This is a genomic window from Citrobacter sp. RHBSTW-00986 (assembly GCF_013783065.1).
Lineage (GTDB): Bacteria > Pseudomonadota > Gammaproteobacteria > Enterobacterales > Enterobacteriaceae > Citrobacter > Citrobacter braakii.
The window spans coordinates 2,394,464-2,414,158 of sequence record NZ_CP056200.1 but is presented as its reverse complement, the minus strand read 5'-3'; the positions used below and the strand labels follow the sequence as shown (position 1 = coordinate 2,414,158).

Below are 19,695 nucleotides of genomic sequence, written 5' to 3'. Positions count from 1 at the left end.
AACGGCGTTTACGCCGTCATCAGAAGAGAGAAAACATTAACGCGACGGGAAAACTCATCGGCCAGGTCGCCCCGACTAATACCGCGCTGAGAAAACGAATCCGCTTTTTATCGCGGGAAAGAAACCAGGTGATGATTGCCGTGATAGCGGCCATCACCGCATAAAAAACCAGCATTTTTTGGTACAGAGACATGTCAGGCATCCGGGCCGAAAGGTAAAATCGCGCGCAATATGCTCTTTTTCATGACCCACATCAAGTTTTATTAATTATTTTAAGAGAAACGCCGGTAAAACAAGCCGTTTTCATTATGTTCAGAATCCGTACTATTGCGGATAGTTATAACCCGTACTATACCCATAAGGGTTAAAACGAAAGGTGGCACAAATGAATGTTTCCAGTAAAACTGTGGTGCTGATAAATATATTTGCTGCTGTAGGACTTTTCAGTCTGATTTCCGCAAGGTTTGGCTGGTTTGCTTGATGTCGTTCTTCTTGATTAATTGCAGCGTCCGCTGGCAGAGAGGCTCTTCTCTCTGCCATTAGTACACGATTTTCCCACTCTCCTGCCACCCGGTAAATTATCCTTAGTATGTAATACCCCTAATCCTTCTGCGGCATTATATTGCCCGCATAACGGCTCGGTGTTGTGCCGGTATGCTGATGGAAAAAAGCGATAAAAGCACTGTCACTGACAAATTCCAGATATTGCGCCACCTGGCTGATCTGCCCCCCGTCAGCCAGCATCTCCATGGCTTTTAATAGTCTAAATTGCTGCCGCCAGCTCTGATAATTCATCCCGGTATCCCTGGTAAATATTCGACTGATCGTCCTCTCGCATGCCCCAACCCGTTGGGATAATTGATTTAGTCGTGGTGGCAATTCGCCCATACGTACTCCTTCAAGCCACACGTTCAGCCGTGGATCTGAGGGAAACTGCAACGTCCAGTTTTCACTGCGGGCGGCCCGCATTTCCTCACAGAAAACGGTGATAAGACTGGCCTGCTGCGCGGCAGGCATTTCCCACGGCCAGAAAGCCATACGTTCTATTACTTCAAAAAAGAGAGGATTAACGTCGACTATCTGCAGCGGTAACTTAGATAACGGCAATGTAGTTGAAAAATACAACGAACGATAAGCCATCACCCCGCGCATTATGGCGCGATGTACCGTACCAGCCGGGATCCAGACCGCGCGCCGTGGCGGTAGCAGACACAGGGCATGCTCCAGCTCAATCGTAATGCTTCCCGCTGCCGAAAAAAGTAGCTGATGACGAAGATGGCTATGCCGGCCGGAATCGTGTACGGCCATCTCGGAGGCAATCCCGATTACCGGTTTATCAAAGCTATCCGCATCGAAATCATCATCCGGGGCAATTTCCATTATCTGTCCGATATTTGATATTTAAAGTCTTGATAATGGTAATGCGACACCTCCCTTTCAGCAATAATGCCCGCCAGTTTTCTGTCTCTCTGGATATTGCTATGAACACTCTTCGCCGCCCGCCGCTGTGGCTTCTTACTTTGCTGATTATGTTTCCGCAACTGGTGGAAACCATTTATAGCCCGGCATTGCCAGGAATCGCCACGTCTTATCACGTAAGCAGTGAGCGCGCGGCGCAAACACTCTCCGTTTATTTTATTGCCTTCGCCATCGGCGTGGCGATGTGGGGTTGGCTGAGCGACTGCATCGGTCGACGTTGGGCGATGCTGGCAGGACTTATCAGCTATGGGTCAGGTTGTGCCCTGGCCGTGGTTGCCACTGACTTCAGCGTTTTGCTGCTGGCGCGGATGATCTCAGCCATCGGCGCGGCTGCCGGGTCAGTGGTGGTACAGACCATGTTACGGGACACTTATGAATCAACTGCGCTATCCCGCGTCTTTTCCGTGATGGGCGCTGCGCTGGCATTGAGTCCCGTTTTCGGCCTGCTAAGCGGAGGTTGGTTGGTTAGCCTGTATGGTCATACCGGTGTATTTATTGCCCTTGTGCTGCTGGCGCTGCTACTGCTACTACTGACTGCGACCATGCTGCCAGAAACCCGGCCCGAAAATACGCTCAGCCCCAGCCTTGCTGCACTGCTCTCCCGCATGATGCGTGACCGCGAGCTGTGGAAAAATACCATGCTGGTTGCGCTGCTGAACACCATGCTGTTTAGCTATTACAGCCTGGCTCCGTTTCTTTTCGGTCAATTGGGATGGAGTTCCAGAGCCTTTGGCTGGACGGGGGGACTACTTGCGTTTGCTTCGCTGTCGGGCAGCCTGCTGAACCGGAGATTATTGACGACAGACCTGACGTCGGAACAGAGGGTACGTTATGCCTGTGCGCTGGCAGCATTGTCAGGCCTCGCCGCGTGGTGGTTACAGCACTCCGCGTGGATTCTGATACCGGTTTTCGGCGCGGTGATTGCCTATGGCATCGCGATCCCTAATGTGCTGAGTCAGGCCCTACGCCACTATCGTGAACAGGCCGGGGCCGCCGGTGCATTATTCGGATTAAGCTATTACCTGTTGCTGGGAATGATGCTGGGGGCTGCAGGCATGGTGCAACAATTGGGGCTGGTTCTGAGCGTCTGTGCGCTACTCGCCTGGATTTGCAGCTTGCGCCGCGGATAACCGGATGAGGTTCCTGAAAGCACAAAGCCCTGACATTAATAAGCCGGGGCTTTGTTGTATTAATAGCCTGACCTCGCGGATATTTCCAACTTACCGCCGTCCGATGGCGACGAGGCCAGTGGCGCGAATAATATAGACACACGTTTGCCAGTATTTAGCTATCCGTGCCGCATTTATCGCTCGCGCTTAATACATTACTCATGCTTGATCATGACATGGCGAACAATCGTGTAATCTTCCAGCCCGTAAACCGACATATCCTTGCCATAACCAGACTGTTTTTGTCCGCCGTGCGGCATCTCGCTGACCAGCGTGAAGTGGGTATTGACCCAGGTGCAACCATACTGCAGGCGAGCGCTAAATCGATGCGCGCGCCCCACATCCCGAGTCCAGACGGAGGATGCCAGGCCGTATTTTGAATCGTTAGCCCACGCCAGCACCTGATCTTCATCCTCAAATACGGTGACGCTGACCACCGGACCGAAAACTTCCCGCTGCACGATAGCATCTTCCTGCTTCGCCCCGGCCAGTAGCGTCGGAGCAAAGTAGTAGCCTGCGCCGTCCACTTTTTTACCACCGGTGATGACTTTGATATGCCCCAGTGCTTTGGCTTCATCGACCGCTTTAGTCACGCGATCGAGGTGCGCCTGCGAGCTTACCGGCCCCAGCTCCGTCGATTCGTCATTTGGTGCACCGATTTTCAGACTGGCAACCGCGGCACCGAGTTTCTCAACCAACGCGTCATAAATGCCTTTCTGGGCATAGATTCGACAAGCGGCGGTACAGTCTTGCCCGGCGTTGTAATACCCAAAGGTTCGCACGCCGCTCACCACAGCATCCAGATCAGCATCATCAAAAATGATGACCGGGGCTTTGCCGCCCAGCTCCATATGTGTGCGCTTAATCGAAGGCGCGGTGTGCTGGATAATGTGTTCACCGGTCGCAATGGAGCCGGTCAGGGAAACCATCCGGACTTTTTCATGACCGGTCAGCGGGTCACCCACCGTTTTGCCACGGCCAAACAACACGTTGATAACGCCAGGCGGATAAATATCTTTGGCAAATTCTGCCAGTTTAAGTGCCGTTAGCGGGGTAATTTCTGACGGTTTAATCACCACACAGTTACCCGCCGCCAGCGCCGGTGCCAGCTTCCACGCCGCCATCATCAGCGGGTAGTTCCACGGCGCGATAGAGGCCACCACGCCCAGCGGATCCCGACGAATCATCGACGTATGCCCTTCCAGATACTCTCCGGCCGCCTGCCCTTGTAGAGTACGAGCAGCCCCGGCGAAGAAGCGGAAAACGTCGACGATTGCCGGAATTTCATCGTTAAGGACACAGTGCAGCGGCTTACCACAGTTAAGCGATTCCAGCTCAGCGAAGGTTTGCGCGTTATCGGCGATAGCATCCGCCAGTTTCAGCAGCAGTTCGGAACGAACTTTCGGTGTGGTTTGTCCCCAGGTGGCAAATGCGCTGTCTGCTGCACGTACCGCCGCATCAACCTGCCCGGCTGACGCCTCGGCAATCTCCAGAATGCGTTCTCCAGTGGCAGGGTTATAGACTGGCTGCTTTTCACCTTCACCGTTGACCAGCTCGCCATTAATCAGTAATTGATGTTGCATAGCAATTTCCCATATCGTCGTTTATTTACCGTTTCCGGCGAGAGTGTCGCCTTCACGCGTTAGCCACCAGGCCCCTAAAATTGGCAGTGTTGTCACCAGCATTACCAGCAATGCCACAACGTTGGTGACAGGCACATCTCGTGGTCGACCCAGTTGATTGAGCAGCCACAAAGGAAGTGTTCTTTCATGTCCGGCGGTGAACGTTGTCACGATGATTTCATCAAACGACAAAGCAAACGCCAGCATCCCTCCCGCCAGCAGTGCCGATGCCAGGTTTGGCAGCACGACATAACGAAAGGTTTGCCAGCCGTTGGCGCCAAGATCCATAGACGCTTCAACCAGACTCCATGAGGTACGGCGAAAACGCGCCACGACGTTGTTAAATACCACCACCACGCAAAACGTCGCATGGCCGACCACGATGGTGAGAAAACCGGGTTCCAGGTTGATAGTTTTAAACGCCGTCAGTAGCGCCAGACCGGTAATAATCCCCGGCAGCGCGATCGGCAACAGCAGCAACAGCGATATTGCGCTTTTACCAAAAAAGTCCCTGCGCCACAGTGCGGCAGCGGCCAGCGTCCCCAGAACGAGGGCAATGGCCGTCGACAACGCAGCGATTTTAAGTGACAACGTCACCGATTCCAGAATATCGCTACGTTGCGCCGCAACGCTAAACCACTTCAGCGTTAACCCCTGCGGTGGAAAACTAAAAGCAGCCTCCTCAGTATTAAAAGCATAGGTGGCGATGATGAGGATGGGAAAGTGCAGGAAAATAACCCCGCCCCATGCCGCCAGTTTGAGTAACCAGGGCGCGCGTTCAGAGTGCATCGAAAGCTCCCAGACGCTTCACGAACGCCAGATACAGTGCGATTAACACAATCGGCACCAGAGTAAATGCCGCCGCCATCGGCATATTGCCGATCGCCCCTTGTTGCGAATACACCATATTGCCGATGAAATAGCCTGGCGGTCCCACCAGTTGCGGCACGATAAAATCGCCCAACGTCAGAGAAAAAGTAAAGATCGACCCCGCCGCGATACCGGGTATCGCCAGTGGCAGGACCACATAGCGGAAAGTCTGATGCGGACGTGCGCCCAAATCAGCGGAGGCCTGTAAGAGCGAAGGCGGAAGTCTCTCCAGCGCGGCTTGTACCGGCAGGATCATAAACGGCAGCCAGATGTAGACGAACACCAGAAAACGCCCTAACCCTGAAGTCGACAACGTATTGCCGCCTACCGCAGGCAGCGTCAGGAACGAAAGCAGCAGCGGCTCCAGTCCCAGATGAGTTAAAAACCACTGCGCCACCCCGTCTTTAGCCAACAGTAACGTCCATGCGTAGGCTTTAACAATGTAGCTGGCCCACATCGGCAACATCACAGCAATGTAAAAAAAGGCTTTCATTTTGCCACTGGTATATCGCGCCATATACCACGCCATCGGAAACGCCAGAATCGCGCTGGCAATGGTGACCGCCACCGCCATCGTCAGGGTACGCAAAATGATGTCGTAGTTGGCGGGATTAAACAGCGCCTGCAAATTCGCCAGCGTCAGGTCGGGCGTGACCGACATGGTGAAATCATCGAAGGTATAAAAACCTTGCCATAACAGCGTCAGTAATGAGCCGAAGTAGACGATCCCAAACCACATCAGCGGTCCGAGGAGCAGCAAAAACAGCCCCAGACCTGGATTACGCCAGAAGAACCCTGAGATCCGGTTCAGACTTGTCGACTGTGGAGGCGAATGTAAGACATTCATAGCCATTCACCTCTCCTCAACCAGCGGTACCATCACGTCGCGTGACCACGATGCCATCACCTGTTGACCCGGCGACAGCGTTGTTGGCAGCATTTCTCCCGTCAGGTTCGCCTGGCTAACCAGTAATTTTTCACCGCCGACAAGTTTCAGCTCAAAACGTGTCGCCGCGCCCTGGTACTGCACCGCCTGGATAACCCCCCGGGCCTGGACTTCACCACTGGTATCATTCAAGCGAATGTGTTCCGGACGCAGGGAAAACATACCCTGTAGCCCGCAAACGTTCGCTGACATCGTTTCATCAAAAACATTTGACGTCCCGACGAAACTTGCCACAAACGGTGTGCGCGGACGCATGTACAGTTCACGCGGAGAATCCACCTGTTCGATGCGACCATTATTAAACACCGCCACACGATCGGACATCGACAGGGCTTCACCCTGATCGTGGGTGACAAAAATGAAGGTGATACCCAAGGATTGCTGTAACTTTTTCAGTTCCAGCTGCATCTGCTCACGCAGCTTAAGATCCAATGCCCCGAGCGGTTCATCCAACAGCAGGACCCGCGGTTCATTGACCAGCGCGCGGGCAATCGCCACGCGTTGCCGCTGACCACCGGAAAGTTGCGATGGTTTGCGTTCATAAACAAAACCTAGCGCAACCTTATCCAGCGCTTCACGTGCTTTTGCGTGACGCTGTTTTTTATCAATACCTTTGACCATCAGCCCGTAGGCGACATTGTCGAGAATCGACATATGCGGGAATAGCGCATAATCCTGAAATACCGTATTGACGTCCCGTTCCCAGGGCGGCAATTCGCTGGCCTGCTTACCAAAAATGGTGATTGCGCCGCCTGACAGTTGCTCAAACCCTGCAATAAGGCGCAGACAAGTGGTCTTGCCGGAGCCGGATGGCCCCAGCATAGAGAAAAACTCACCGTCGTTAATCGCAATACTCACCCCATCAACTGCACGAACATCCCCGTACAGACGCGAGACGTTATGAAACTCCACTGCGTACGTCATAAAACCCCCAGCGGAATTAACGACCGCCCATAATGGCGATGTAATCCTGCGTCCAGCGACTGTAAGGAACGAATTTGCCACCTTCTGCGATCGGCGTTTTCCAGAAGGCAATTTTGTCAAAGTAGCTATAGCCGTTGGTTTCACAGCCCTTTTCACCCAGCAGCGGGCTGGCTTTACAACCTTCAGGCACGACTGGCAGAGAACCAAACCAGGCTGCGACGTCGCCCTGAACTTTCGGGGTTAATGACCAGTTCATCCATTTGTAAGCGCACACCGGGTGTTTGGCTTCGCTGTGCAGCATGGTGGTATCAGCCCATCCGGTAACCCCTTCTTTTGGGAAGACCGTGGCAATAGGCTGACCTTCTCCTTTCAGGGCGTTCGCCTGATAAGGCCAGGCGCTGGACGCCACCACACCTTCGTTTTTGAAGTCGCTCATTTGCACGGTGGTATCGTGCCAATAGCGATGGATCAGCGCGTGCTGATCGCTCAGGACTTTGATCACCGCCTGATACTGTTGTTCGGTGAGCTGATAGGGATCGGTAATGCCCAGTTGCGGCTGAGTCGCCTTAACGAATAATGCAGCATCGGCAATATAGATCGGGCCATCGTAGGCTTGAACGCGCCCTTTATTGCTTTTTCCGTCCCCAAGTTTTTGCTCAACAAATACCACGTTCCAGCTATCCGGCGGCGTTGGGAAAATTTTGGTGTTGTACATCAGCAGGTTTGGCCCCCACTGGTACGGTGTGCCGTAAACTTTTCCGCCAACGTTAAACCACTCGCCTTTTACCACGCGCGGATCGATGCTTTTCCAGTTAGGGATCAGCGCGGTATTAATCGGCTGAACGCGTTTTCCCATAATCAGACGCAAGGAGGCATCACCGGAAGCGGTAACCAGGTCGTAGCCGCCTTTTGCCATCAGGCTGACCATTTCATCAGAAGTGGCCGCTGTTTTAACATTGACCGCGCAGCCGGTCTCTTTCTCAAACTGCGAGACCCAATCATATTGTTTATCGGTCTGTCCACGTTCGATGTAGCCCGGCCAGGCAATAATATCCAGACGGCCTTCCGGTTTATCTAAGGATGTCGGGGGTTCGGCTGCCTGTGCAGTCATCAGTGTCATACTGAGTGCGCACAGGCTACTGAGGGCAAACTGCTTGCTCATAACGTCTTACTCCTGTCTAAAAAATATTGAGCGGCAGCCTTGCCGTAAATATATGTCCTTTCCTAAAAATAGTCGGGGTGTTGTAAGCGTTCCTGCTGGCGCAAGGAAATTTAATCAGGTTGTGAGCTAACGCTCATTACGCTACTGACGCTAATCGGGAGCTTTAATCTTCTGGAGTATAGACAAGGAGTTAGGTGCAACGGTGGCAATAGTAAGAACTATTGATTTTTTGTATGGTAGCACCCGATATAAATAACATCGGGGTTAGGTATTCTCTATTTCGAAAATAAGAACGCGCTATTCTTTTATATTGAATAGCGCGTTACGTTTTATTTCATCATCTCGCGAATTAATTTTCCCAGCTGTTTCACAGCCTGTTCCTCACGCTCTCCCCAGTGCCATGCGGTATTAAAGCGAAAAAAACGAGTCCAGCTCCCCGAGGTCGAAAACATTTTTCCCGGTGCAATGCTGATATGGTGCGCCAGTGCCTGGGTGCTGAGCACGCCTGCATCAAGCGGTTCAGGCAGTTCCAGCCACAGAAAATAGCCGCTGTCGTTATGGTGAATTTTGACTTCCGCCGGAAGATGGCGCAGCAACGTTTGCCAGGCCTGCTGTTTGCGTTCCGCCAGTTGACGGCGTAAGCGGCGCAGATGCGCGTCATAGCGCCGGGTTGACAGATAATCCACGAGCGCAAGCTGCATGGGGGAACTGGTGGATAACGTGCTCATGAGCTGGAGTCGCTGAATACGTCGAGCATGCTTCCCGGCCGCCACCCAGCCCACTCGAAATCCGGGCACCAGGCACTTCGAGAAAGACGAACAATGCAAAACGCTGTCGGCGCGATCCCAGGCTTTGGCAGGCAGTGGTTTTTCGCGACCAAAGTACAGCTCGCTGTAGACATCATCTTCTATCAGCATTACATGATATTTTTCCAGCAATGCGACCAGGTGCGCCTTTTTCTCTGGGCTGAGCGTAAAACCCAGCGGATTTTGGCTGTTGGTCATCAGCCAGCAGGCTTTTACCGGATACTCCTGCAACGCTTGCTCCAGCGCGGTAAGATCGATCCCCTCTATCACGTCGGTGGCAATCGAAAGCGCCTTCAGCCGTAATCGCTCCAGGGCCTGCAACGCCCCATAGAAACAGGGATTTTCGACAATCACCCAGTCTCCCGGTTCGGTAACCGCCTGCAGGCTCAGGTTGAGGGCATCCAGCGCACCGGTAGTGATGACAATTTCATCAGGTGAAATGGTCATCCCCTGTTGAGCATAGCGGCGGGCAATGGCATGGCGCAGCTCATCATTTCCCGGCGGCAGGTTTTCTATCACGCTCATGGCGGTCGCGGTTTTACTGACCTGCGCCAGCGAGCGGTTCAACTGCTGGAGGGGAAACAGACGCGGATCGGGGAATGCAGAGGCAAATGGCATCACTGACGCATCCCGGCTGGCCTGCAGCATATCAAAAATATAGGTGTTGATATCCACCGCTTCATCGCGCATCACCTGCGCCTGCGGCGCTGCCAGCTCACGTTCAGGGCGCGCGGCAACATAGTAACCCGACTGCGGCCGGGCGATAATCCGGCCCTGACTTTCCAGCAACTGATATGCATGTCCGACGGTCATAAAACTCATGCCGCTGCTGACCACCTGCTCGCGCAAGGATGGCAAGCGATCGCCGGGCTGCCATACGCCAGACGCGATTTGATCGCGAATTTGCTCAGCCAGTCGCTGGTATTTTTTCATTTTTCGTCCTGATAATCGGTGTCGGTGACACGCACTGTATATATCAGTTTACATAATCAGGGCATTTTTTATAACTGTTATAGTTAACAGTTTTACAACATTGTTACTGACAGCTCCTTGCCTAAGGCGCGTGTTTCAAGACGTGGACGCTATTTGATAACAGGAATCCAGGTTCCAGATTTCATATCAGCCAGGCTAACCTATAACAGCACGACAACTGTTATGGTTAAAAAGAACTGTTCTGTTTCTGCCTTCCATTGCTTCGCAGCCTTAGAATTGCGCTAAATCAATTTTGCCTGCGGAGCTAAGCATGTTCGGTCTTGACGCGTTTCACCTGGCGAGGATCCAGTTCGCGTTTACGGTATCCTTTCACATCATCTTTCCGGCGATTACCATTGGCCTCGCCAGTTATCTGGCGGTGCTCGAAGGGTTATGGTTAAAAACGAAAAATCCGACCTGGCGCTCGCTATACCATTTCTGGTCGAAAATATTCGCCGTAAACTTTGGTATGGGCGTGGTTTCCGGGCTGGTGATGGCTTATCAGTTCGGCACGAACTGGAGTGGTTTTTCCGAGTTCGCCGGTAGCATCACCGGGCCGCTGCTGACCTATGAAGTATTAACCGCCTTCTTCCTCGAAGCGGGCTTCCTTGGGGTAATGCTGTTTGGCTGGAATCGGGTTGGCCCAGGACTTCACTTCTTCGCGACCTGTATGGTTGCGCTGGGTACTATTATTTCTACCTTCTGGATCCTCGCCTCCAACAGCTGGATGCAAACGCCACAGGGCTATGAAATTGTTAACGGGCAAGTCGTTCCCGTCGACTGGTTCGCCGTGATTTTCAATCCTTCCTTCCCTTATCGTTTGCTGCATATGTCCGTTGCTGCCTTCCTGAGCAGCGCGCTGTTTGTCGCGGCATCAGCCGCATGGCATTTATTGCGCGGTAATAGCACGCCAGCAATTCGCGCTATGTTTTCAATGGCGCTGTGGATGACGTTAATCGTCGCTCCGCTGCAGGCCTTAATTGGCGATATGCACGGGTTGAATACGCTGAAGCACCAGCCTGCAAAAATTGCGGCGATTGAAGGACACTGGGAAAATCCGCCTGGTAAACCGACCCCGCTGCTGTTGTTCGGCTGGCCGGATATGGAGCAGGAGCGCACCCGCTATGGGCTGGAAATCCCGGCGCTGGGCAGCCTGATCCTGACTCATAGTCTGGATAAACAGGTCCCGGCGTTAAAAGAATTTCCGAAGGAAGACAGGCCCAATTCCACCATCGTGTTCTGGTCGTTTCGCATTATGGCAGGGTTAGGCATGCTGATGATCCTGCTGGGCGCGTTTGCCCTGTGGCTGCGTTATAAGGAGCGGCTATACACCTCACGTCCTTTCCTGCGTTTTGCATTGTGGATGGGGCCCTCCGGTCTGATTGCCATCCTTGCTGGCTGGGTGACCACCGAAGTTGGCCGTCAGCCGTGGGTGGTTTACGGTTTGCAACGTACGGCGGATGCGGTTTCCGCACATGGTGATTTACATATGAGCATCAGCCTACTGTCTTTCTTTGTGGTGTATAGCTCGGTGTTTGGCGTGGGTTACAGCTACATGATCCGCCTGATCCGTAAAGGACCACAGGAAGATGAGCCGACCATTCCACCAACAGGCACGCCGGCACGGCCGCTTTCTGCTGTCGTTCTCGATTCTCAACCGGAGGCACACCGCTAATGGGTATCGATTTATCAGTTATCTGGTTTGTAATTATCGTGTTCGCCACGCTGATGTATATCGTGATGGACGGTTTTGATCTCGGGATCGGTATTTTATTCCCTGCGATTTCGGATGCGGATGACCGTGATGTGATGGTCAACAGCGTCGCCCCGGTATGGGACGGTAATGAAACCTGGCTGGTGTTGGGTGGCGCCGGATTATTCGGCGCTTTTCCCCTGGCCTATGCGGTGATTGTCGATGCGCTGACGATCCCGTTGACCCTGATGCTCATCGGCCTGATATTTCGCGGCGTCGCGTTTGAGTTTCGCTTCAAAGCCACGCCGGCGCATCGACCATTCTGGGATAAAGCTTTTCTCGGCGGTTCAATCCTCGCGACATTCACTCAGGGTATTGTGGTCGGTGCCGTACTCAATGGATTTTCCGTCACCGGACGCAGCTACAGCGGCGGTCCGTTCGACTGGCTGACCCCCTTTACCCTGTTCTGCGGCGTGGGCCTGGTTGTAGCCTGCGCCCTGTTGGGGGCAACATGGCTGGTGATGAAAAGCGAAAATCCGTTGCAGGATAAAATGCGCTGCGTGGCAAGAAAACTGCTGCTGGCGATGCTGGTTGTCATTGCCATTATCAGCCTGTGGACGCCGCTGGCGCACAGCGCCATTGCCGAGCGTTGGTTTAGCCTGCCCAATCTGTGGTTCCTGATGCCGGTTCCGCTCCTGGTTGCGCTGATTAGCCTCTGGCTGTGGCGCTCGCTGGGTCAGCAAAACAGCCATACGCTGCCTTTTGTATTGACGCTGGGGCTGATTTTTCTCGGGTTCAGCGGGCTGGGGATCAGTATCTGGCCCCACATCATTCCACCGTCCATTACGCTGTGGCAGGCGGCAGCTCCGGCGCAGAGTCAGGGCTTTATGTTGGTTGGCGCGCTGCTGATTATCCCGATAATCCTGGTGTACACCTTCTGGAGCTACTACGTTTTCCGCGGCAAAGTTCAACATGGTGAGGGGTATCATTGATGCAACAAACAATCTGGAAACGCCTGATGTGGCTGGTGATCCTCTGGGGTGGCAGCGTGCTGGCCCTGGCCGCCGTTGGTATGTTCTTTCGTCTCCTGATGACGGCCGCCGGATTTAAATCCTGATTCTCTCTCTGATAACAACCGGGCAGCGCTGCACTGCCCGGTTGTGACAAATCCCAACGTTATCTAAACAAAAATGTAAAAAACATCGAAATGACAAAACAGAGATTGTCATTAACCCGATTAAAATATTGAATAGTCACCTGGCGAAATTATCGTCAATTCCGCAGCTAACGTACCAGAGGGTGCATGATGTTTAAGAAAGGGTTAACGGTGTTATTGCTGGCCAGCGCGCTTTTTTCCGGTCAGCTTCTCGCTACTAATCAGGGACATGAATATATTCAGGTGCAGGATGCCGATCACTTATTACGACACACGGCCGACAGCGATGAGCTACGAATGACGGCGGAAGAATCCGCCGCCGATCTTCGCGAACACCATTACTGGCAAAAATCACGCAAACCCGATACACATCAGAGCTAACCGTTAGCTTTTACGCTTTGGCAACGTTTTCAGCAGTTCTTCAGGGCTGACGGAAGCCACCACGCTGCCCGGCAACGGCATCTTCAGAATGTGATGTTTCATCTTGCCGATCACGTGCATTTCGCACGGTCGGCAATCAAATTTCAGCGTCAGGACCTCATCGCCGTTAACCAGTTGCATCGGCGTGGCTTTCCAGCTTTTGATATTTCCTTTCGCCTGTTTCGGACACAGGTTAAACGCAAAACGCAGGCAATGTTTGGTGATCATCACCGGCACATCGCCCTTTTCTTCATGCGCCTCATAGGCGGCATCAATCAACTGCACGCCATAACGGTGATAAAACTCTCGCGCTTTATGGTTGTAGACGTTAGCCAGAAAGCTCAGATGTGTTTGCGGGTAAACCGGCGCCGGCTGGGCAACCGGTTTACGGCGACCGCGCTGATAGTTTTGCAAACGAGCTGCATCCAGCATGTCGACCGCTTCACGTCGCAGCTGATTCAGTTGACCGTTAGGCACGAACAATGCTCCCGGCAGATTCACCTGAATATTACGGGCGTAATACAGCGTTTGTCCCAGTTTTGCCAGGCCATCCTGCAGGTTGCTCAACGCTTTTTCTGCATTGTTCGCTTCCTCAAACTGGCCGGCCAGCGTATGGGTGATACTCACCCCCTCCTCACTGGTGAGCGTCAGGATCAACTGTTCCTGCCAGCCGCCCAGCTCAATATCGACCGCGACGCGGCGTTCGCTGGAGGTTTTGGTCAACGCTTGCTGCCAGTTATGATCGAGATTGCGGTTCAGCGGATGGTTGGCGCGCACTTTGTGCAGGTCGGCGGGCATTTCATTCGGCCACACCCGATAACGATTGTGCCCCGTTTTTTCAACGGTGTTGGCGCGAAATCCGACGACCTCACGCTTGATTAACACGTTCAGACCATCCCCGTTGGCCAGCGGTTCTGTTACCTCAACATCGAGATGATCTTTTGCCACCTTCAGGACTTCGCCAACCGGCAGACCGATGAACTTTGGTGAGTCGAATGCGCCGATATCCCCCTTACGGGCATTCACAAAATAATCGGTGCTGCCGCGATGGAAGGTCTTTTCCGTGGATGGAGTAAAGAAATGTTCGGTACGCCCGGCTGAAGAACGGGCAAGATCGCCGCGCTCTTCAATAATGGCGTCCAGCATCTGACGATAATGCGCGGTAATATTCTTCACATAGCTCATGTCTTTATAGCGCCCTTCAATTTTGAATGAGCGCACGCCTGCGTCAATCAACGCGCCGAGGTTGGCGGTCTGATCGTTATCTTTCATCGACAGCAGATGTTTTTCATAGGACACCACGCGCCCCTGATCGTCTTTCAGGGTATACGGCAGGCGACAAGCCTGAGAACAGTCACCGCGGTTAGCGCTACGTCCGGTTTGCGCATGTGAAATATAACACTGGCCTGAATAGGCGACGCACAGCGCACCGTGAATGAAAAATTCAATAGTCGCATCCGTAGCCTGATGGATGGCGTTTATCTGCTCAAGGCTTAGTTCGCGCGCGAGGACAATTTGGGTGAATCCGACGTCAGAAAGAAACTTCGCCTTCTCGACGCTGCGAATATCACATTGGGTGCTGGCGTGTAGCTCAATGGGAGGAATATCCAGCTCCAGAATCCCCATATCCTGCACAATCAGGGCGTCAACGCCGGTCTGATACAGATCGGTAATTAATCGCTGTGCGGGCTCCAGCTCATCATCATGCAAGATTGTATTCAGCGTCACAAAGATTTTCGCCCCGTAACGATGCGCAAACGGCACCAGTTCGGCGATATCTTTCAGGCTGTTACTGGCGTTATGACGCGCGCCAAAACCCGGTCCGCCAATGTAAACGGCGTCAGCGCCGTGCAAAATGGCTTCACGTGCAATGGCGGTATCCCGGGCCGGGCTTAACAATTCAAGGTGATGAGGCTGCTGACGCATACAGTTGTTACCATCCACAAGTGGTAAAAATGGCGGCTATTGTAGTCACAAGCGCGGCTTTTCGGAATAGTTTTCCCGATTAACCGCGCGGGTAATGGATCAGGGAATGAAAGTGAACCGTTTGTTCGCTACTGTTACGGTAGCTATGCGCCCTGTCTCCCGCAAAACGCACCCCCTCGCCGGATTTCATGGTGCGCCACTGCCCCTCAATACACATATCCAGCAGCCCATTTATCACCACCACGTGCTCTATAACGCCGGTTTCATGCGGAGTCGATTCACTGAGTGCGCCAGGTGCCAGCTGTATCGAAAAATGATCGAAGCACAGCTGTGGATCCCACGGAAACAGTGGCGTGACGACCATCGCCTGCTGCTGGGGATCGAATGTTGGCGCGCCGTCTGACTCTGGCGGTGAAATAAACGTCGAGAACGGCACGTTCAGTCCGGTGGCAATTTTCCACAATGTCGCCACCGTTGGGCTGGATTCGTTGCGCTCAATCTGCCCCAACATGGCTTTTGACACGCCGGTTTCCTCCGCCAAACGTGACAGGCTCCATTCCCGCTGGTGACGTAGCGTGCGGAGCGTTGTGGCCAGATAGTGAGTTAAGTTTTCCATTTTTCGCCTTCCTGACTCTCCTTTCTCAAGGCTACAGCTTAGCACTTGTACGCTATAACGCACAGTGCTACATTAATTGACCGTTATAACGCACACGGAGTGACTATGCGCGCATTTTCTATCCCACTACCCACCGTATTATCGGGTTTTGTGGCTGTCCTGGTCGGTTACGCCAGCTCGGCTGCCATTATCTGGCAAGCGGCCCTGGCCGCAGGTGCGACCACCGATCAAATTGCGGGCTGGATGACCGCGCTGGGAATTGCAATGGGCGTCAGTACGCTGGCGCTGACGTTATGGTATCGCGCTCCTGTGCTCACGGCCTGGTCAACACCTGGCGCCGCGCTGCTGGTTACGGGTCTGCACGGGGTATCGATTCAGGATGCTATCGGCGTTTTTATCGTAGCTAACGCGTTGATTGTGCTGTGCGGCATAACCGGATTGTTTGCCCGTCTGATGAAAATAATCCCTCACTCACTGGCATCAGCCATGCTGGCCGGGATCCTGCTGCGCTTTGGTCTGCAGGCCTTTAATAGCCTCAACAGTGAGCTTATTTTGTGCGGTAGTATGCTGATGGCATGGCTGGTATTTAAAGTCACAGCCCCACGGTACGCGACGATCGCCGCGATGCTGGCGGGTATCGCTATCGCGCTAATAAAAGGTGACATTGTCACAAGCGGAGTGAATTTATCGCCGGTCATGCCTGCGTTTATTGCCCCACACTTTTCATTTGCCCACAGTATCAGCATTGCGCTACCGCTGTTTCTGGTTACCATGGCTTCACAAAATGCCCCTGGTATTGCCACTATGAATGCCTCGGGCTATTCATTACCCGTTTCACCGCTCATTATCTTTACCGGCCTGCTGGCGCTGCTGTTTTCGCCGTTTGGTGTCTACTCCATCTGCATTGCCGCCATAACCGCCGCAATTTGCCAAAGTCCCGAAGCGCATCCTGATGCCAAACGACGCTGGCTCGCCGCCGCCGCGGCTGGCGTCTTCTATCTTCTGGCAGGGGTGTTTGGCGGTTCAGTCACAGGACTAATGGCGGCACTGCCCGTAAGCTGGATCCAGATGCTGGCCGGTCTGGCCTTGCTCGGGACAATTAGCGGTAGTTTGTATCAGGCGTTGCATAATGAAGCGGAACGCGACGCAGCCATCGTTACGTTTTTGGTCACGGCCAGCGGCCTGACGTTATTGGGGGTTGGATCTGCATTCTGGGGGCTGGTCGTCGGCGGTATCTGCTACGCCGTGTTGACGTTATTTCGCCGCACGTAGCTGCGTTGGCGTTTTACCGGTTACCTGTTTAAACCGGTTACTAAAATGGCTTGCCGAACTGAATCCGCAGGTCATCGCAATATCTGACAAACTGCGTGAAGTGTAACAGACCAGATGCTGTGCCAGCGCCATACGACGTTGCATCACGTACTGATGCGGTGCCATATTCATCGACTGGCGAAACATTCTGGCAAAATGGAATTCGCTAAGCGCCGCCTCGCTAGCCAGATCGTTCAGGGTGATTGGGTACGCCAGATGCGCGTCAATATAGGCCAGCACGTTACGCAAGGTGACGGGCGCGAGTCCCCCGGTGACGGTGGGCAGTCGCCATTGAACGTTGCTGTAATGCTGGATCAGATGCGTTAACAGTAGCGAAGATGCCGCGCTGAGCGTGAGGTGATTGGCCGGTTGCTGCCAGTCGTTATCAAGCAGAAACTGACGGTAAACCGCCGTGATCCCCGGGTCACTGCCAAACGTGTGCTCGTCCAGCGTGAAGCTATAGGGGCTTTTATCCCAGACTTTTTCACCCACTTCGCGCAGATGTTCGTCGGTACAATAGAGATGAACAAAGGAGAGAGCGTCGCGGATATCCCAACTTGACTCGCTCTCTTTCGGCATCAGGCAAAAACGGTCCGGTCCGCCGCCATTCTTCCAGCCCCCCGCCGTTTTGTGATAACTCTCGTAGCCATCCGCGATATATAAACTGAGCGTATGGTGATCGCAATACTGGGTGATGGTATCGCGCTTGTTTGACCAGGCCGCCAGTTGGATCCCTGAATGTAACGCAACCGATTCATGCAGCACGGCATTATGTTTGCGTAAGTTTTCAAAGGCATCGTAGGGCTGAGGCATACCATCACATTCAAAATAAGTTAGCAGGCTTTCAGTCTATAACAGCCACATATTGTTAACAGCTTCCTTTTCGCTTTTACGCTAAAAAAGCGCAAGATTTTGCAAGTCCGCCGCAAACCGATGAAAGCCTCCTGCCGCCAGACATGACACAGTGTGAACCTGAATCCAAAAAAGAGAGAGTTGTATGAACGCACTGTTGTACTGCCTGGTGGTGGTAATTTGGGGAACGACATGGATTGCGATTTATTTGCAGCAGGGCCCGGTTTCAGCGCCGGTTTCTATCTTTTGGCGCTTCGCCGTTGCCAGTTCGCTGATGATAGTGATCCTGCTGGTTAGCGGTAAATTACGCAAACTGTCTGGTCGCGATCATCTGTTTTGTCTGTTACAGGGTGGATGCGTTTTTTGCTTCAACTTCTGGTGTTTTTATACGGCTGCAGCCTGGATTAATACCGGCCTGGAGTCGGTGATTTTCTCAATGGCCGTCCTGTTCAATGCGGTCAATAGCTTCATCTTTTTTGGGCAAAAACCACCGCTGCGTTTCTATATAGCAGCCGGTCTTGGACTGACGGGCATTGTGACTCTGTTCTGGCAGGATTTGCTCAACAGCGGATTCAATCATTCCTTGCTGCTGGGTATCGGCTTAAGCGCCCTTGGAACCTTCGGTTTCTCATTGGGTAATATGATCAGCATGCGTCACCAGAAAAAAGGGCTGGAAGTGTTAACGACCAACAGTTGGGCCATGCTGTACGGCACGCTGTTGATCGCTGCCATTGCGCTGATGCGCGGGGACAATTTTACGCCACAGTGGACATTCAGCTATCTCAGCGCACTGTTATATCTGGCTATTTTTGGCTCAGTGATTGCTTTCGGCGCTTATTTCACACTGGTAGGTCGCATTGGTCCCAGTAGGGCGGCATACAGCACCCTGCTTTTCCCGCTGGTTGCGCTAACGCTGTCAACATTGTATGAAGGATACGTCTGGCAGGTTAACGCTATTGCCGGATTAGTGTTGATTTTACTGGGGAATATGGTGATGTTTGCCCGACCAGAAGTGCTGATGGGTAAACTATTCTATCGACGCCGGGTGGCATAAAAAAACGCACCATCCTGAGATGGTGCGTTGATTATTATTGTGGTTTTTTGTTCACGTCAAACATGGTGGCATCCGTCGCCATGTCATCAACAACTTTCTTCAACGTTTCGAATGTCATCGGCGTATTTTCGTTGCTCAGATCTTTACCTTCACCCTTACGTACAACTTTAACTACCGGTTTATTGGTCGCCGCATCAATCAACTCACCCTCGAAATAGAGGTTGGTATCCATGGTACGGTGACCCGTTGCCATTTGTGTTCCCGCAACGAGTAGCGCAACCGGGATCACTTCATAGAACTGCAGTCCTTCTTTGCTCGTTGCAACACCGGTAATCGCTCCGCGGAAAATCAGGCTACGTGGCCCAGGGGTAGTAACCAGGGGCTTACGCTTGCTGATGGCGGATTTCAACTGGGTATTGGTGTAGGTCAGCAGTTGATCAAGAACCTGCTGCCCTACCTGCGTGGTAGGTTTAGGAACCGGATAATACGTTACCGGGTTATATACAATGTTGTCATATTTGGATTCGTTGTAGCTTGGATCAACCCAACGGAGTACGGTTTGTCCCGATGCTGATTGTGTTTCCTTCAAATCAGAGTAATTTTTTAAAAACCCAGAATATTTATCCGGCGCGGTCACTTTTGACGCACAGCCGGATAATGCCAACAAGCCAGTAAGCACTGCAACTTTAAATAAAGTTTGAGTACGCATGAAACGAT

Annotated in this window: 20 protein-coding genes; 8 read left to right on the top strand and 12 right to left on the bottom strand. The window is 52.9% G+C overall.

The features are described from left to right. Positions 1-19: 19 nt before the first annotated feature. Positions 20-193: a GhoT/OrtT family toxin gene (locus tag HV345_RS11880; RefSeq protein ID WP_016153148.1), complete on the bottom strand. Its 174-nt coding sequence runs from the start codon at positions 191-193 to the stop codon at positions 20-22. A 192-nt stretch (positions 194-385) separates the two neighbouring features. Here HV345_RS11880 and yncL point away from each other — a divergent pair, with 192 nt between their 5' ends. Next, positions 386-481, top strand: a complete 96-nt coding sequence (gene yncL / locus HV345_RS11875; RefSeq protein ID WP_071524268.1) for a stress response membrane protein YncL — start codon at positions 386-388, stop codon at positions 479-481. A gap of 119 nt (positions 482-600) precedes the next feature. Here the strand turns inward: yncL and HV345_RS11870 are convergent, their stop codons facing one another. Beyond that, a complete protein-coding gene (locus tag HV345_RS11870) occupies positions 601-1,380 on the bottom strand; it encodes a helix-turn-helix domain-containing protein (protein ID WP_181636666.1) in 780 nt (259 codons plus the stop codon). Between the two features lie 101 nt (positions 1,381-1,481). On the opposite strand from HV345_RS11870, the gene HV345_RS11865 reads away from it, so the two are divergent. After that, positions 1,482-2,609, top strand: a complete 1,128-nt coding sequence (locus HV345_RS11865) for a multidrug effflux MFS transporter (protein WP_049271610.1) — start codon at positions 1,482-1,484, stop codon at positions 2,607-2,609. Positions 2,610-2,803: 194 nt separating this feature from the next. On the opposite strand, the gene patD is transcribed toward HV345_RS11865, so the two are convergent. The 6 genes from patD to HV345_RS11835 form a co-directional block, all read right to left on the bottom strand. Continuing rightward, positions 2,804-4,231, bottom strand: coding sequence for an aminobutyraldehyde dehydrogenase (patD, locus tag HV345_RS11860; RefSeq protein WP_016156580.1), 1,428 nt, complete (start codon positions 4,229-4,231; stop codon positions 2,804-2,806). 21 nt (positions 4,232-4,252) lie between these two features. Continuing rightward, positions 4,253-5,059: an ABC transporter permease gene (locus tag HV345_RS11855; protein ID WP_003020204.1), complete on the bottom strand. Its 807-nt coding sequence runs from the start codon at positions 5,057-5,059 to the stop codon at positions 4,253-4,255. Then, positions 5,049-5,993 (bottom strand): ABC transporter permease, encoded by a 945-nt coding sequence (locus HV345_RS11850; protein WP_016153152.1) that lies wholly within the window; start codon positions 5,991-5,993, stop codon positions 5,049-5,051. Before HV345_RS11850 ends, HV345_RS11855 begins: the two co-directional genes overlap by 11 nt. Continuing rightward, the gene (locus HV345_RS11845; protein WP_016156582.1) at positions 5,994-7,010 is read right to left on the bottom strand and encodes an ABC transporter ATP-binding protein; all 1,017 of its coding nucleotides are present in this window, start codon (positions 7,008-7,010) and stop codon (positions 5,994-5,996) included. A gap of 16 nt (positions 7,011-7,026) precedes the next feature. Beyond that, on the bottom strand, positions 7,027-8,172 hold the full coding sequence (gene ydcS / locus HV345_RS11840) for a putative ABC transporter substrate-binding protein YdcS (RefSeq protein WP_016153154.1): 1,146 nt from the start codon (positions 8,170-8,172) through the stop codon (positions 7,027-7,029). A 329-nt stretch (positions 8,173-8,501) separates the two neighbouring features. Next, positions 8,502-9,911, bottom strand: coding sequence for a PLP-dependent aminotransferase family protein (locus HV345_RS11835; RefSeq protein ID WP_181636665.1), 1,410 nt, complete (start codon positions 9,909-9,911; stop codon positions 8,502-8,504). A gap of 310 nt (positions 9,912-10,221) precedes the next feature. Here HV345_RS11835 and HV345_RS11830 point away from each other — a divergent pair, with 310 nt between their 5' ends. The 4 genes from HV345_RS11830 to HV345_RS11815 all read left to right on the top strand — a co-directional run bounded on the left by HV345_RS11830 (position 10,222) and on the right by HV345_RS11815 (position 13,180). Continuing rightward, positions 10,222-11,625: a cytochrome ubiquinol oxidase subunit I gene (locus HV345_RS11830; protein WP_181636664.1), complete on the top strand. Its 1,404-nt coding sequence runs from the start codon at positions 10,222-10,224 to the stop codon at positions 11,623-11,625. Further along, positions 11,625-12,635, top strand: coding sequence for a cytochrome d ubiquinol oxidase subunit II (cydB, locus tag HV345_RS11825; protein WP_181636663.1), 1,011 nt, complete (start codon positions 11,625-11,627; stop codon positions 12,633-12,635). The genes HV345_RS11830 and cydB overlap by 1 nt, the downstream gene beginning before the upstream one ends. Further along, positions 12,635-12,760, top strand: a complete 126-nt coding sequence (locus HV345_RS11820; RefSeq protein ID WP_003020230.1) for a DUF2474 domain-containing protein — start codon at positions 12,635-12,637, stop codon at positions 12,758-12,760. The genes cydB and HV345_RS11820 overlap by 1 nt, the downstream gene beginning before the upstream one ends. A gap of 189 nt (positions 12,761-12,949) precedes the next feature. Further along, a complete protein-coding gene (locus tag HV345_RS11815; RefSeq protein ID WP_016156585.1) occupies positions 12,950-13,180 on the top strand; it encodes a DUF2554 family protein in 231 nt (76 codons plus the stop codon). 3 nt (positions 13,181-13,183) lie between these two features. Here HV345_RS11815 and HV345_RS11810 read toward each other — a convergent pair whose 3' ends face one another. Together HV345_RS11810 and HV345_RS11805 are read right to left on the bottom strand one after the other, a co-directional pair. Then, positions 13,184-15,145: a U32 family peptidase gene (locus tag HV345_RS11810; RefSeq protein ID WP_181636662.1), complete on the bottom strand. Its 1,962-nt coding sequence runs from the start codon at positions 15,143-15,145 to the stop codon at positions 13,184-13,186. 79 nt (positions 15,146-15,224) lie between these two features. Then, positions 15,225-15,761 (bottom strand): helix-turn-helix domain-containing protein, encoded by a 537-nt coding sequence (locus HV345_RS11805; protein ID WP_016153160.1) that lies wholly within the window; start codon positions 15,759-15,761, stop codon positions 15,225-15,227. A 105-nt stretch (positions 15,762-15,866) separates the two neighbouring features. Between HV345_RS11805 and HV345_RS11800 the strand changes: the two genes are divergently transcribed. Continuing rightward, complete coding sequence (locus HV345_RS11800; RefSeq protein WP_181636661.1) at positions 15,867-17,033, top strand: benzoate/H(+) symporter BenE family transporter; 1,167 nt, start codon at positions 15,867-15,869, stop codon at positions 17,031-17,033. Here HV345_RS11800 and HV345_RS11795 read toward each other — a convergent pair. Next, positions 17,016-17,885, bottom strand: a complete 870-nt coding sequence (locus tag HV345_RS11795; RefSeq protein ID WP_016153162.1) for an AraC family transcriptional regulator — start codon at positions 17,883-17,885, stop codon at positions 17,016-17,018. The two genes, HV345_RS11800 and HV345_RS11795, sit on opposite strands and share 18 nt — an antisense overlap. A gap of 184 nt (positions 17,886-18,069) precedes the next feature. Here HV345_RS11795 and HV345_RS11790 point away from each other — a divergent pair, with 184 nt between their 5' ends. After that, on the top strand, positions 18,070-18,978 hold the full coding sequence (locus HV345_RS11790) for a DMT family transporter (RefSeq protein WP_016153163.1): 909 nt from the start codon (positions 18,070-18,072) through the stop codon (positions 18,976-18,978). A gap of 34 nt (positions 18,979-19,012) precedes the next feature. Here the strand turns inward: HV345_RS11790 and HV345_RS11785 are convergent, their stop codons facing one another. Next, entirely contained in the window at positions 19,013-19,687 is a 675-nt protein-coding gene (locus tag HV345_RS11785; RefSeq protein WP_016153164.1) for a DUF3313 domain-containing protein, read from the bottom strand. Between the last annotated feature and the right edge of the window lie 8 nt (positions 19,688-19,695).